General features: G+C 62.5%; 10 protein-coding genes and 1 pseudogene. 8 read left to right on the forward strand and 3 right to left on the reverse strand.

Annotated elements, in window-relative coordinates; all coding sequences use genetic code 11:
- Complete coding sequence (locus ACZ89E_RS24480; RefSeq protein ID WP_476256613.1) at positions 1–972, forward strand: thymidylate synthase; 972 nt, start codon at positions 1–3, stop codon at positions 970–972.
- 193 nt (positions 973–1,165) lie between these two features.
- On the opposite strand, the pseudogene cadR reads toward ACZ89E_RS24480, so the two are convergent.
- Positions 1,166–1,616, reverse strand: a pseudogene (gene cadR / locus ACZ89E_RS24485) (Cd(II)/Pb(II)-responsive transcriptional regulator).
- Between the two features lie 86 nt (positions 1,617–1,702).
- Here cadR and ACZ89E_RS24490 point away from each other — a divergent pair.
- The 7 genes from ACZ89E_RS24490 (at position 1,703) to ACZ89E_RS24520 (ending at position 10,828) form a co-directional block, all read left to right on the forward strand.
- A complete protein-coding gene (locus tag ACZ89E_RS24490) occupies positions 1,703–3,982 on the forward strand; it encodes a heavy metal translocating P-type ATPase (RefSeq protein WP_476256614.1) in 2,280 nt (759 codons plus the stop codon).
- 16 nt (positions 3,983–3,998) lie between these two features.
- Positions 3,999–4,862, forward strand: a complete 864-nt coding sequence (locus ACZ89E_RS24495) for a LysR family transcriptional regulator (protein WP_133835545.1) — start codon at positions 3,999–4,001, stop codon at positions 4,860–4,862.
- 275 nt (positions 4,863–5,137) lie between these two features.
- The gene (locus ACZ89E_RS24500; protein WP_149660290.1) at positions 5,138–6,214 is read left to right on the forward strand and encodes a putative 2-aminoethylphosphonate ABC transporter ATP-binding protein; all 1,077 of its coding nucleotides are present in this window, start codon (positions 5,138–5,140) and stop codon (positions 6,212–6,214) included.
- Positions 6,214–7,938 (forward strand): putative 2-aminoethylphosphonate ABC transporter permease subunit, encoded by a 1,725-nt coding sequence (locus ACZ89E_RS24505; protein ID WP_463258769.1) that lies wholly within the window; start codon positions 6,214–6,216, stop codon positions 7,936–7,938. The genes ACZ89E_RS24500 and ACZ89E_RS24505 overlap by 1 nt, the downstream gene beginning before the upstream one ends.
- A gap of 39 nt (positions 7,939–7,977) precedes the next feature.
- The gene (locus ACZ89E_RS24510; protein ID WP_149660292.1) at positions 7,978–9,003 is read left to right on the forward strand and encodes a putative 2-aminoethylphosphonate ABC transporter substrate-binding protein; all 1,026 of its coding nucleotides are present in this window, start codon (positions 7,978–7,980) and stop codon (positions 9,001–9,003) included.
- 134 nt (positions 9,004–9,137) lie between these two features.
- Positions 9,138–10,271 (forward strand): TIGR03364 family FAD-dependent oxidoreductase, encoded by a 1,134-nt coding sequence (locus tag ACZ89E_RS24515; RefSeq protein WP_463258768.1) that lies wholly within the window; start codon positions 9,138–9,140, stop codon positions 10,269–10,271.
- Complete coding sequence (locus ACZ89E_RS24520) at positions 10,271–10,828, forward strand: phosphonate degradation HD-domain oxygenase (RefSeq protein ID WP_476256615.1); 558 nt, start codon at positions 10,271–10,273, stop codon at positions 10,826–10,828. The genes ACZ89E_RS24515 and ACZ89E_RS24520 overlap by 1 nt, the downstream gene beginning before the upstream one ends.
- Before the next feature lie 206 nt (positions 10,829–11,034).
- Here the strand turns inward: ACZ89E_RS24520 and ACZ89E_RS24525 are convergent, their stop codons facing one another.
- Positions 11,035–12,405, reverse strand: coding sequence for a GTPase/DUF3482 domain-containing protein (locus ACZ89E_RS24525; RefSeq protein ID WP_149660295.1), 1,371 nt, complete (start codon positions 12,403–12,405; stop codon positions 11,035–11,037).
- Entirely contained in the window at positions 12,398–13,768 is a 1,371-nt protein-coding gene (locus ACZ89E_RS24530; protein WP_149660296.1) for a DUF2868 domain-containing protein, read from the reverse strand. Before ACZ89E_RS24530 ends, ACZ89E_RS24525 begins: the two co-directional genes overlap by 8 nt.
- Between the last annotated feature and the right edge of the window lie 13 nt (positions 13,769–13,781).

The following is a 13,781-nucleotide window of genomic DNA, read 5'->3' on the forward strand; positions in this document are numbered from 1 at the left end:
ATGAAGCAATATCTCGATCTGGTGGCCCACGTCATCAAGAACGGCACCAAGCAAGCCAACCGCACTGGCGTGAACACCATCAGCTTCCCTGGCGCGATGCTGCGCTATGACCTGAAGGAAGGTTTCCCGGCGATCACCACCCGCAAAATGGCTTTCAAATCGGCCATCGGCGAGATGTGCGGTTTCCTGCGTGGCGTGAACAACGCCGCCGAATTCCGTGCCCTGGGCTGCAAGGTCTGGGACCAGAACGCCAACGAAAACGCGCAGTGGCTGGCCAACCCGTTCCGCCAGGGCGAAGACGACCTCGGCGAGATCTACGGCGTGCAATGGCGCAAATGGCCGGCGTACAAGCAGATCCCGGTCAGCAACCAAGCCGCCATCGAGCAGACCTTGAGCCAGGGCTATCGTCAGATTGCCGAAGGCGAAGAAGACGGCCAGGCCTATGTGGTGCTGTACAAGGCGATCGACCAGATTCGTCAGTGCGTAGACACGATCATTAAAGACCCGGGCAGCCGCCGCATCCTGTTCCACGGCTGGAACGTCGCCCAGCTAGATGAAATGGCCCTGCCGCCGTGCCACTTGCTGTACCAGTTCCACCCGAATGTCGAGACCAAGGAAATCTCCCTGACCCTCTACATCCGCTCCAATGATTTGGGCCTGGGCACGCCGTTCAACCTCACCGAAGGCGCCGCGCTGCTGAGCCTGATCGGACGCCTGACCGGCTACACGCCGCGCTGGTTCACCTATTTCATCGGCGATGCGCACGTCTACGAAAACCATCTGGACATGCTGAATGAACAGCTCAAGCGCGAGCCATTCCCGATGCCAAAACTGGTAATCAGTGATCGTGTGCCGGCGTTTGCCGAGACCGGCGTGTACCAGCCGGAATGGCTGGAGTTGATCGAGCCGAGTGATTTCTCGCTTGAGGGTTATCAGCACCACGCGCCGATGACCGCGCCGATGGCGGTCTGATCAGGCACCGCTTCGCGGTGTTCGCGGGCAAGCCTCGCTCCTACAGGGAAATGCGATGATCGTTCCCACGCTCCGCGTGGGAATGCCGCCGTGGACGCTCCGCGTCCTATGTGACGCAGAGCGTCACGTGATTCATTCCCACGCGGAGCGTGGGAACGATCATTGAACGATCAAGCCGGGTTATGCGGTGTGTTTAGTGGCCGTGACTGCGGCCCACATGGGGAGTGCTCAACCTCCGTCGCCACCACCCCGCCACTCACTTCCAACCGCTGCAAAATCCCACAATGATCGACATTCGGCCCTTCACCACAACGTTGGCGCAGGTCGAGCAGTTGTGTCTGCAAGGCCAGCAAGCCGTCGATCCGTGCCTTGACGTGGTGGATGTGTTCGTCGATCAGCGCGTTGACGCTTTCGCACTGATCCTGCGGGCTATCACGCAGGGCCAGGAGGCTGCGGATTTCTTCGAGGGTCATGTCGAGGGTGCGGCAATTGCGGATAAACGTCAGGCGTTCGGCGTGGGCCTGGGTGTAGACGCGGTAGTTGCCGTCGCTGCGGGCGGGCTCTGGCAGCAGGCTTTCGCGCTCGTAATAACGGATGGTTTCCACCGCGCAGTCGGTCAGTTTGGCCAGTTCTCCGATCTTCATCGCGACAATCTCCAAAAGGTTGCTTGACCCTATAGTGGCTACAGGGTCTTTACTTGGCAACAGGCACCTTTCATGGACGCGACCCGATGAGCGATTCCCTTCACACCCACAAACCCGAGGCTGATCACGATCACGATCACGATCATGATCACAGCCACAAGCTGCAGCCTGTGCAAAAGCACGCCCATGGCGGCCATGGCGATTCCTGCTGTTCGTCGAAAGCGGCAGCGCCATCGCTGATCAAGTTAAGCGAAACCTCGACCGACGGCGCGCGGCTGAGCAGTTTCCGCATCGATGCCATGGACTGCCCGACCGAGCAAACGCTGATTCAGAACAAGCTTGGAAAATTGACCGGCATCCAGCAGTTGGAGTTCAACCTGATCAACCGGGTACTGGGCGTGACCCACGACCTGCCGAGCACCGCACCGATCATCGACGCGATCAAGTCGCTGGGCATGGTGGCCGAGCCGTTGGAAAAAGGTGTTGAAGCCCCTGCGCCGGTCGCCGAGAAGAAGCACTGGTGGCCATTGGCGCTGTCCGGCGTGGGTGCCCTGGCGGCTGAAGTGATCCACTTCACCAACGCCGCGCCGAACTGGGTGGTGGCCATCATTGCGCTGGTGTCGATCCTCAGCGGCGGCCTGACCACTTACAAAAAAGGCTGGATCGCCCTCAAGAACCTCAACCTGAACATCAACGCGCTGATGAGCATCGCGGTGACCGGCGCGATCCTGATCGGCCAGTGGCCGGAAGCGGCGATGGTGATGTTTCTCTTCACCGTGGCCGAGTTGATCGAAGCCAAGTCCCTGGACCGTGCGCGCAACGCCATCGGCGGGCTGATGCAGATGACCCCGGAACAGGCCACAGTGCAGCAGGCTGATGGCAGTTGGGTCGAACAGGACGTTAAAAGCATCGAACTGGGCGCGCGGGTGCGGGTGCGGCCGGGCGAGCGAATTGGTCTCGACGGTGAAGTCGTGTCTGGCACGTCCACCATCGATCAGGCGCCGATCACCGGCGAAAGCCTGCCGATCGAGAAAACGGTGGGCGATAAAGTCTTCGCCGGCACCATCAACCAGGCGGGCTCTCTGGAATACACGGTGACCGCTGCCGCCAACAACTCGACCCTGGCGCGGATCATCCACGCCGTGGAGCAGGCCCAAGGCGCCCGGGCACCGACCCAGCGCTTCGTCGATCAATTCTCGAAAATCTACACCCCGGCGGTGTTTGTCCTCGCCCTGGCCGTGGCGGTCATCCCGCCGCTGTTCATGGGCGCGGTGTGGTTCGACTGGATTTACCGGGCGCTGGTGTTGCTGGTGGTCGCTTGCCCGTGTGCGCTGGTGATTTCCACCCCGGTAACCATCGTCAGCGGCCTCGCGGCGGCGGCGCGCAAAGGGATCCTGGTCAAGGGCGGCGTCTATCTGGAGGGCGGTTACAAGCTCGATTACCTGGCCCTGGACAAGACCGGCACCATCACCCATGGCAAACCGGTGCAGACCGATTTCCTGTTGCTCGTGCCAACCGCCGCAGACACTGCCCCGGCGATTGCGGCGGCGCTGGCTGGCCGCTCCGATCACCCGGTATCGCTGGCCATCGCCAACGCGGCTGTGGATAAACAATTCGCGCCGCAGGTTGTGGATAACTTCGAAGCCCTGGCCGGACGCGGTGTGCGCGGCGAGGTCAACGGTCAGGTCTACCACTTGGGCAACCATCGCCTGGTGGAAGAGCTCAACCTCTGCTCGCCAGCGCTGGAAGAGAAACTGTTCGCTCTGGAGAAGCAAGGCAAATCCGTGGTGCTGCTGCTCGATCAGTCCGGTCCATTGGCGCTGTTCGCCGTGGCCGACACGGTCAAGGAATCCAGCCGCGAAGCGATCCAGCAACTCCACGACCTGGGCATCAAAACCCTGATGCTCACCGGCGACAACGTCCACACCGCCCAGGCGATTGCCGCACAAGTGGGCATCGACGAAGCCAAGGGCGATCTGTTGCCGACCGATAAGCTGCAAGCCATTGAAGCCTTGTATGCACAGGGTCACAACGTCGGCATGGTCGGCGACGGCATCAACGACGCCCCAGCGCTGGCCCGGGCGGAAATCGGGTTTGCCATGGCCGCGGCGGGCACCGATACCGCCATTGAGACCGCCGATGTCGCCCTGATGGACGACGATCTGCGCAAGATCCCCGCGTTCATTCGCCTGTCGCGGCAAACCTCGAGCATCCTGAAACAGAACATCGCCCTCGCTTTGGTCATCAAGGCGATCTTTCTTGGGGTAACCTTCGCCGGGATCGCCACCATGTGGATGGCGGTGTTCGCCGACATGGGCGTGAGCCTGTTGGTGGTGTTCAATGGTTTGCGCCTGCTGCGCAAATAAACGATGAGGGAAGGGTGTGCTGAGTGCCGAGCTGAAGGCGTTTTACATGGTGGCCCGCCTGGGCAGCATTACCCTGGCGGCGAAGAAGCTCGGCCTGAGCCAACCCACCGTGACCACGCAGATTCGCAATCTGGAAAGCCAGTACTCGGTTGAGCTGTTCTACCGTGGCGGACGCCGCCTCAGCGTCAGTGACGAAGGCGCGCGGCTACTGCCGATGGTCAAGGCGCTGTTGCAGCAGGAAGCCGATATCGAGTTTTTCCTGCGCAACAGCGGCCAGGTCCAGGGCACTTTACGCATTGCGGCCACGGCGCCGTATTACATCCTCGATCTGGTGAAGACCTTTCGCGAGCGCTTGCCGCAAGTGGAAGTGTCGGTGGAAATCGGCAACTCCCAGCAAGTTCTCGAAGCGCTGGAGGATTACCGGGTCGATGTCGCCGCGTCTTCGCAGTTGCTGGACGATGCGCGGCTGATTCGTCGGGTGCTCGGCAGCGACCCATTGGTGCTGGCGGTGCACCGCAATCATCCGCTGGCGGTGCACGATCATGTGCCGCTCAGTGCGTTGGCTGGGCATACGTTGTTGATGCGTGAGTCGGGTTCGACCACTCGGCGGTTGACCGAAGAATTGCTGGCCGGCGCCGGGGTGAGTTTCGGGCCGTTGCTGGAGATTGGCAGCCGCGAGTCGATTCGCGAGGCCGTGCTGCGCAATATCGGCATCAGCATCATCGCCCGCCAGGAAGTACCCCATGATCCACAGCTGCGGGTGCTGACAATTGAGAATGCGCCGCAGATTCCCGAGTATTTGTATTGCCTCAAGGAACGCAAAGGCGCGCGGTTGCCGGCGGCGTTTCTGGGGTTGGCGCAGGAAATGGCCCCCGCATAGATCCCTGTGGCGAGGGGGCTTGCCCCCGTTCGGCGGCGAAGCCGTCGCAAACCCATCGAATGCGGTATGCCTGACAAAACACGGTTGCAGGTTTTGGGGCCGCTTCGCGACCCAACGGGGGCAAGCCCCCTCGCCACAATTTCATCCGACATAAGATCGTGGAATTTCCCAACCCAAATCCCCGAATACCACTATCAACCGTTTTTGCCTCACTGCCACATGACGGACGCATTACAAACCTAGGATGGGCCTCATCTGCTTGATGAGGTCTGTCCATGAACCACTCGATCGCAACTGCCCTGACCAACCCCGGCGCACCGATGAAGGTGCGTGGCGTGCAGAAACGCTTCGGCGCGTTCACTGCGCTGGATAACGTCTCCCTCGACGTGGCGGCCGGTGAGCTGGTGTGTCTGCTGGGCCCGTCGGGTTGTGGCAAAACCACCTTGCTGCGCTGCATCGCCGGCTTGGAGAAACAAGACAGCGGCGAGTTGTACCTCGGCGAGCGCGATGTTTCCCACCTGGCGCCGCAAGCCCGGGACTACGGAATTCTGTTCCAGTCTTACGCGCTGTTCCCCAATCTGACCGTCGAAGCGAACATTGCCTACGGCCTCGCCGGCAGTGGTCGCGATGAAGTGCGCAAGCGTGTGGGCCAGATGCTGGAACTGGTCGGCCTGCTCGGCAGCGAGAAAAAATACCCCGGCCAATTGTCCGGCGGCCAACAACAACGCGTGGCCCTGGCCCGTGCTTTGGCCCCGGCGCCTTCGCTGCTGCTGCTGGACGAACCGATGTCCGCCCTCGATGCCCGGGTCCGCGAGCACCTGTGCACCGAGCTGCGCCAACTGCAACGCAACCTCGGCGTCACCACCCTGATGGTCACCCACAACCAGGACGAGGCCATGCTGATGGCCGACCGTATCGCCGTGATGAACAACGGCAAGGTCGAGCAGTACGCCACGCCGCAGGAAATCTACGACCGCCCGGCCACGCCATTCGTGGCGGAGTTTGTCGGCCAGGGCAACTGGCTGCCGTTCCGTCGCAGCAGCGACAGCCACGCCCAGGTCGGCGGCATGAATATGCGCCTGGCCGAAGGCAGTGCCAAAACCGCTTCCGGCCGTCTGTTCTGCCGCCCGGAGGCGATCAACGTCAACCCGCCGGTGCATGAAGAAAACCTGTTCCCGGCCAAGGTTCGCGAAATCACCTTCCTCGGCAATCGTTGCCGCATGAGCTTCGAGCTCGATCAACTGCCGGGCCACGCCTTGCTCGCGGAACTCGCCCCGGAAGCCATGCCGCGCCTCGGCGCCCAGCACATCATGGTCGCCTTGCCTCCACGCAGCCTGCAGGTGTTTGCCTGATGAGCGCGAACCTCGCGCTGCCGATACCGCACAAGCAGGTTCGGCAGACCTCCCGTGCCGAGATCGGCGACCGGGTGTTCGTGGTGGGCGGCAAAGTCCTGTTGCTGGTGTTGCTCGGCCTCGCGGTGTTGATGCCGTTGCTGGCGATCTTCTGGCGCGGTTTCAGCGCCGAAGCCGGGCAGGGCGGTGGTTTGGTCGCTGCTCGTGAACTGGTCACCAGCGCGAATTTCCATTGGTTGCTCGGCAATAGCCTGAAAGTTTCCCTCAGCGTCGCGGCGATTGTCGTACCGCTGGCCTACCTGTTTGCCTACGCATTGCAACGCACATTGATTCCGGGCAAAGGCATCTGGCGCGGCATGTCGTTGTTGCCGCTGATGGCGCCGTCGATGCTGCCGGGGATTGCGCTGGTTTATCTGTTCGGCAATCAGGGCCTGTTGCGCGGATTGCTCTCGGACAATATCTACGGCTTCTGGGGCATTGTTCTGGGTGAGGTGATCTACACCTTCCCACATGCCTTGATGATTCTTCTGTCGGCGCTTTCGTTGGCGGATGCGCGACTGTTCGATGCGGCGTCGAGCATGGGCGCCAGTCCGGCCAAAGCCTTTCGCAGCATCACCTGGCCGGCGACGCGTCAGGCGGTGTTCGCGGCGTTCTGTTTAGTCTTCACGTTGACCATCACCGACTTCGGCGTGCCCGTAGTAGTCGGCGGTGATTACCAAGTGCTGGCGCTGGAAGCCTACAAAGCCGTGGTCGGCCAGCAACAATTCGGTCGTGGTGCGTTGATCGGCATGGTGTTGCTGCTGCCGGCGCTGTTCAGCTTCGGCGTTGATGCCTGGCTGCGTCGGCGTCACGGCGATTCCATGAGCGGCCGCGCGCAAGTGTTCAAACCGGCGCCATCGCAGCTGCGGGACGGTTGCTACCTGGCCATCGTCCTATTGATCTGCGCGGTGTTGCTGCTGGTGTTCGGCATGGCGGTGTACTCGTCGCTGGTGAAATTCTGGCCGTACAACCTGTCGCTGTCGCTCAACCATTACCAGTTCAACGACACGGCGGGCGGCGGCTGGCTGGCCTATGGCAACAGCGTGAAGATGGCGTTGTGCACGGCGTTGATCGGCAGCGTGCTGATCTTCACTGGCGCCTACCTGATGGAAAAAACCAAGGGCCAGCGCGGACTGAATCTGACACTGCGCATGCTCAGTTTCGTACCGATGGCGGTGCCGGGACTGGTGTTGGGTCTGGGTTACGTCTTCTTCTTCAACCTCAGCGGCAACCCGCTGCATGTGCTCTACGGGACCATGACGTTGCTGGTGGTCTGCACCATTGCTCACTATTTGACCACCGCGCAAATGACCGCCACCACCGCGCTGCGCCAGCTCGACGCCGAGTTCGAAGCCGCCGCGCTGTCGCTCAAGGCACCGCTGTATCGGCATTACCTGCGGGTCACCGTGCCGATCTGTCTGCCGGCGCTGCTGGACATCGTGCGCTACCTGTTCGTCTCGGCCATGACCACCGTCTCGGCGGCGATCTTCCTCTACAGCCCCGACACCATCCTCGCGGCGGTGGCGGTGCTGAACATGGACGACGCCGGCAACGTTGGCGGCGCGGCGGCGATGTCGACCCTGATTCTGTTCACCTCGGCGGGCGTGTCCCTGCTACTGGCCTGGGCTTCGCGCGGTTTGCTGCGTCGCTCCCAAGCCTGGCGGCAGACCGCGCCTGGCAACTGATTCAATAAATAAATCTGTCCCCATAAAAGGAACCGCATCATGTTCAAGCCTTTGGCCCTGGCCGCTGCTGTCCTCACCACTTTCAGCCTGAACGCCTTCGCGGCGAAAACCGAGTTGACGGTGTACACCGCCCTCGAAGCCGAACAATTGAAGACCTACAAGGACGCCTTCGAAAAGGCCAATCCGGACGTTGAGATCAAGTGGGTGCGTGATTCCACCGGGATCATCACCGCCAAGTTGCTGGCCGAGAAAGAGCGCCCGCAAGCCGATGCGGTCTGGGGTCTGGCCGCGTCGAGCCTGGCGATTCTCGATCAACAAGGCATGCTGCAAAGCTACGCGCCAAAGGACCTGGGCAAGATCGGCGGCAACTACCGCGACGCCGCCAACCCGCCCGCCTGGGTCGGCATGGACGTGTGGGCCGCGACGATTTGCTTCAACACTGTCGAAGCCGAGAAGCAGGGCCTGACCAAACCCGTGAGCTGGCAAGACCTGACCAAGCCTGAGTACAAAGGCAAGATCGTCATGCCGAACCCGGCGTCGTCCGGCACCGGTTTCCTCGACGTCAGCGCCTGGCTGCAAACCTTCGGCGAGAAGCAGGGCTGGGCCTACATGGATGGCTTGCACCAGAACATCGGCCAGTACGTTCACTCCGGTTCCAAGCCGTGCAAACTCGCGGCTTCCGGGGAATTCCCGATTGGTATCTCCTTTGAATACCCGGCGGTTCAACTGAAACGCCAGGGCGCGCCACTGGACATCATCCTGCCGAAAGAAGGCCTGGGCTGGGAAATCGAAGCCACCGCCGTGATCAAGGGCACCGCCCACGAAGACGCGGCGAAGAAACTGGCCGACTTCTCCGCCAGCCCGGCGGCGATGGAGCTCTATAAAGAGAACTTCGCGGTCCTCGCGCAGCCAGGTATCGCCAAGCCGCAGACCGAATTGCCGGCAGATTACGAGCAGCGTCTGATCAAGAACGACTTCGCCTGGGCCTCGAAAAATCGCGACGAGATCCTGACCGAGTGGCGCAAGCGCTATGACGGCAAGTCCGAGAAAGTGGTTGCCAAGTAACCGACACCGCTCGACCGATCGTTCCCACGCTCTGCGTGGGAATGCAGCCAAGGACGCTCCGCGTCCTCTGTGACGCAGAGCGTCACGGGATTCATTCCCACGCGGAGCGTGGGAACGATCATTGGGGGAACTCTATGACGCAACACCACGACATGCTCATCGTCGGCGCCGGCATCCTCGGCCTGTCCCATGCCTACGCCGCCGCCAAGCGCGGTCTGAAAGTCAGCGTTTTCGAACGCAGCGAAACACCTTTGGGCGCCTCGGTCCGCAACTTCGGCCAGGCCCTGGTCACCGGCCAGCCACCGGGTCCGATGCTCGAACTGGCCAAAGCCAGCCGCGACATCTGGGGCCATTGGGCCAACGTCGCCGGCCTGCCACTCAAGCGCAACGGCTCGTACCTGTTCGCCCGCACCGAAGCCGAAGAACACTTGCTGCAAGCCTTTTGCAACGGTCGCGCCGTGGAACACAACTACAACGTCGAACTGCTGCGCGGTGCTGCCCTGCGGGATTTGTACGGCGGCCAGTTCAGCCATCATCGCGCCGCGCTGCACGGCATCGACGATCAGCAACTGTATTCCCGCGAAGCGATTCCGGCGCTGATCGATTACCTGCGCCGCGAACTCGGCGTCGAGTTTCACTTCTCCACCCTGGTGCGCGACATCGAGCCCGGTCGCTTGCACAGCACCGCCGGCAGCTTCAGCGCTGGGCAGATCATCGTTTGTTCGGGGCACGACTATCAGACCTTGCTGGCCGAGCCGATCGCCGCGCTCAACCCGCACATCTGCCGCCTGCAAATGCTCCGCGCCCGGCCGCAGATCGATCTGAATCTGCAACACGCACTGCTCACCGGATTGAGCTGCGTGCATTACGGCGCATTCGCCGACCTGCCGGAAGCCGCCGCCGTACAGGCGCAAATCCTGCGCGATGCCCCGCACCTGCACGACAACGGAATCCACCTGCTGATCAGCCCGACGCCTTACGGCGAATTGATCATCGGCGATTCTCATCACTACGGCAGCGATCCCTCACCGTTCAACGCCGAGCAGGTGGACGACTGGATGATCGAACTGGCCGAACAGACGTTGGGCTGCAAGATTCAGGTCATCGAGCGCTGGCAGGGGGTCTATGGTTCCAAGGGGCCGGGCCCGTTCTCGTTCCTGCGCCCGCAACCCGGCGTCAGCGTGGCGCTGATGCACACTGGCGTCGGCATGAGTGTCGGGCCGGCGATGGCCGAGCGTAACGTCGGCCTTCTATTGGGAGAGGATTGATGGCGCGGCATGAACAAGTGATTGCCGAGGTGTTCGCGCTGTACGAACGCTTCGGCGACAGCGACTACATCGGCGAACCGGTGTCGCAGATCGAGCACATGTCCCAGGCCGCCGAATTGGCCATGGCCGAAGGCTTCGACGATGAAGTGGTGCTGGCGGCGTTCTTTCACGATATCGGGCATATCTGTGCTGAAGGTGCCGAGAACATGGGGGGGTTCGGCGTGGTCAGCCATGAACGCCTGGGTGCGGATTACCTGCGTCGCGCCGGTTTCAGCGAACGCATGGCGCGGCTGGTGGAATACCACGTGCAGGCCAAGCGGTATCTGACGCTGAAAGAGCCGGGGTACTACGAACGCTTGAGCGAGGCCAGTCGCCGGACCCTGGAATATCAGGGTGGGGTGATGACGCCGGCCGAGGCTGAGGCGTTCGAGCAGGACCCTTTGTGTGCGGTGAGTTTGCGCATGCGCCAGTGGGATGAGCAGGCCAAGGAGATGTGGGTGCCGGTGTTGGATCTTGGTCTTTTGAAGGCAAAGGCGTTGCGCCTGTTGGCGGCGTAGGGCCATAAGAGCGAGGTGCGGTCATCGCGGGCAAGCCTTGCTCCTACAAGGGATCAGCGCCACCCTCCTGTAGGAGCAAGGCGTGCCCGCGATGGCGTATAGATAGATCGTTCCCACGCTCGGCGTGGGAATGCCTCAAGGGACGCTCCGCGTTCCAGTGACGCAGAGCGTCACGGGCTGCATTCCCACGCCGAGCGTGGGAACGATCACTCAACCACTTTCGCAGCCAACCCCTCAACCTGCTCCTGCCGCTCCGCCTGGCTCAACTTCGCCTGGGGATTGAGCGACGACCACTGCGGATGCGCCCGCGCCTTGTTCAGCGCCTCGGGCAGTTTGCCTTCGCGCCAGGTCTTGTCCTGGGGCGTGGCCACCTGGATGCTGTCCATCGCCGCATGCCCGCGCTGGTTCAAGGCTTGTACCAGTTGCCGCTGACGCAGGGCCAATAGCCGCAACACGCTGTCATCGACGGTCAATTCGCGCTGGCCCTTGATCTTGCCCAGCAAGCGCCCGCCGTAACTGCGGGCGGTTTGCAGGGCACCGCCAGCAATCGCCCCGGCCAATGCCGCCACGCCGAGGGTCAGGCCGCCGACCAGCAGATCCACGCCAGCCCCCGCCGCCGCACCCGCCGCAATGCCACCGCCAACCCGCACGCCCAATTGCTTGAGGGTTTCGGGGTTGAACAAGTCATCGCCCCAACGGCCGTCGAGCAGCGGCAAGTCACTGGCCGCCGCGTCTTGCGGGCGGAAGGCGTAGAGCTTGAGCAAGGCTTCGACGCAACGCTGTTCCCGTTGGCGCACGGCTTTGCGCAGTTCGCTGATGGCTTGTTGTTCCTGTTCCGCCTCGCTGACCACGCTGCGTCGGCACGCAGCGCAATCGATCAATAAATCGGCAATCAGCCGCGCCGCGCTGTGCTGACGGGCGATGCGTTGGGCCTGTTGATCGGCGATCAGGCGATCCAGTTGCGGGCGGGCGTTTTCCAGCAACAGCGCGAGGCTTTCATAGAGCCGGCGTTCGCCATCCTCCGGCGGGGCGACGCTGTCGAAGCGCACCAACGCATGCAGCCCGAGACGCGCCAGAGCTTCACGCCAATCCGGCTCGCGATGCTGGGCGCTGCTGACGAAATTCAGCACCGGCAGCAGCGGTTTACCGCAACTGGCCAACACTTCCAGTTCATCGCGGTACTTGGCCAGCACTGGTTCCCGGGCGTCGATCACATAGAGGCCGGCGTCCGAGGCCAATAGTTGGCGCAGCACTTTGGCTTCCTGTTCGAAACGCTGCCGGGCTTCGCTGCCTTCAAGGAATCGCGTCAGTCGCGCCGGGCCGTCGAGGCGTTCGCCCGGGCGCTCCAGGCGTTCGAGGTAGTCGAGCAGGGCGATGGCGTCTTCCAGCCCGGGCGTGTCGTAGAGGTCGAGCAACGGTTCGCCGTCCACCGACAGCCGGGCACCTTCGACATGCCGAGTGGTGCTGGGCCGATGGGACACTTCGCCGAAACCGACATCCCGGGTCAGGGTGCGCAGCAATGAGGTTTTGCCGACGTTGGTGTGGCCGACCACCGCGAGTTTCAAAGGCTTAGTCATGACCGCTCTCCAGCCAATTCAACGGCGCGCAATCGGCGAAGGGCAGTTCAAGTTGTTGCAGCGCTGTGTGCCAGTCGCCGAGGCGCTCGGCATCCAGCGCTTCGCCGGGCGGCGCTTGCAGCAGCCAGACCCGGGTGGCGCTGGCGTTGCGTGCCAGCTCGGCGATCAAGGCCAGGCTGCCGCGATCCGGCGAACGCCGTGGATCGCAGGCAATCGCGAGGCGTGCCGGGGGAAAACGGCTCAATTGTTCGAGGAGTTTGTTACGGGATTCGCGGCTGTCGAGGATGCCTGCATCGCTGACGGATTTGGGCAGGGCCGGCGGCCACGGGCGTTGATCGTCGAGTTCGATGGCCACCAACAGTGCGCCTTCGGTTTGCAGGTCACTGACGCCGCTTTCGACGCGGTGAAGCTGATCCGGCGCGGCATCGCTGATCCCTAGGCGTTCGCTGGTGGGCATCAGGCGTTCGCGCAGTTGCGCGTAGCCGGGCAGGTTCAGGTCCAGACGCAGGGTCGCGCGCCCGCGCTTCCAGCGCCAGCGGCAGAACAGCATCAAAAACAGACGCGGCAATACGCCGTAAATCAGCACGGCACCGACCAGCCAAATGGCCCAGCTCTGACGTACCAGCTCCCGGTTGTAATCGGTGTCCAGGGTGACACGAATCATGTCGACTCGGGGTGCGCTCCAGCCCAGCGCATGGGGCACGGCCGCCAAGGCGTCAGTGAGGGCCGCAAAAAAGTCGGCGCCAAACAGCGTGCTTTCCCAGATGAAGTCATAGCGCCGGGTGGCCATCATGAGCACCAGTAACGTCAGGGCGCTGAGCATGATCAGCAACCAGAGACCGTTGACCAGCGTTCCGATGGCCCAGCGATTGAGTTTATGGCGTTGCAGCAACAGCAGCAGGGCGGGTGGCAGCTGTGCGGCTTTGGTATCGCGCGCGAATTTTTCGCTGAGCCACAACCACAGACGGCCGAGGGCGGCGCCATGCTCACCGGCAAACACCAGGCCCATCGCCCAACTCAGCATCAGAATCAGGTTCAGGCCCAACAGCGTACCCAACGCCCAGAACACATTGACCGGCTGTGTGCCGTTGCCCAATGCCGAGAACGCCAGGCCGGCGCCGCTAATGGCCGCCAGCACGATCATCAACAACAACGCCAGGCGTGCCCCTTGCAGCCAATGTTTGAGCGCGCTGGTCAGTCCATCGCGCTCGGCCAGCCACAGGGCGCGGCGTTGAATCCGTGTCGGCAGATCGCCGCCAGCACTGCGGGCCAGTCGGTTGGCTTCCAGGTCGTCCAGAGGGCCGGCGTGTTCTTCGCGCAGGCGGATGGTTTCTGTCAGCCAGAGGTTATTCAGTTCAGTCACGCGGCATCCCGTC

The sequence above is a fragment of the Pseudomonas sp. TE3899 genome, assembly GCF_056279105.1.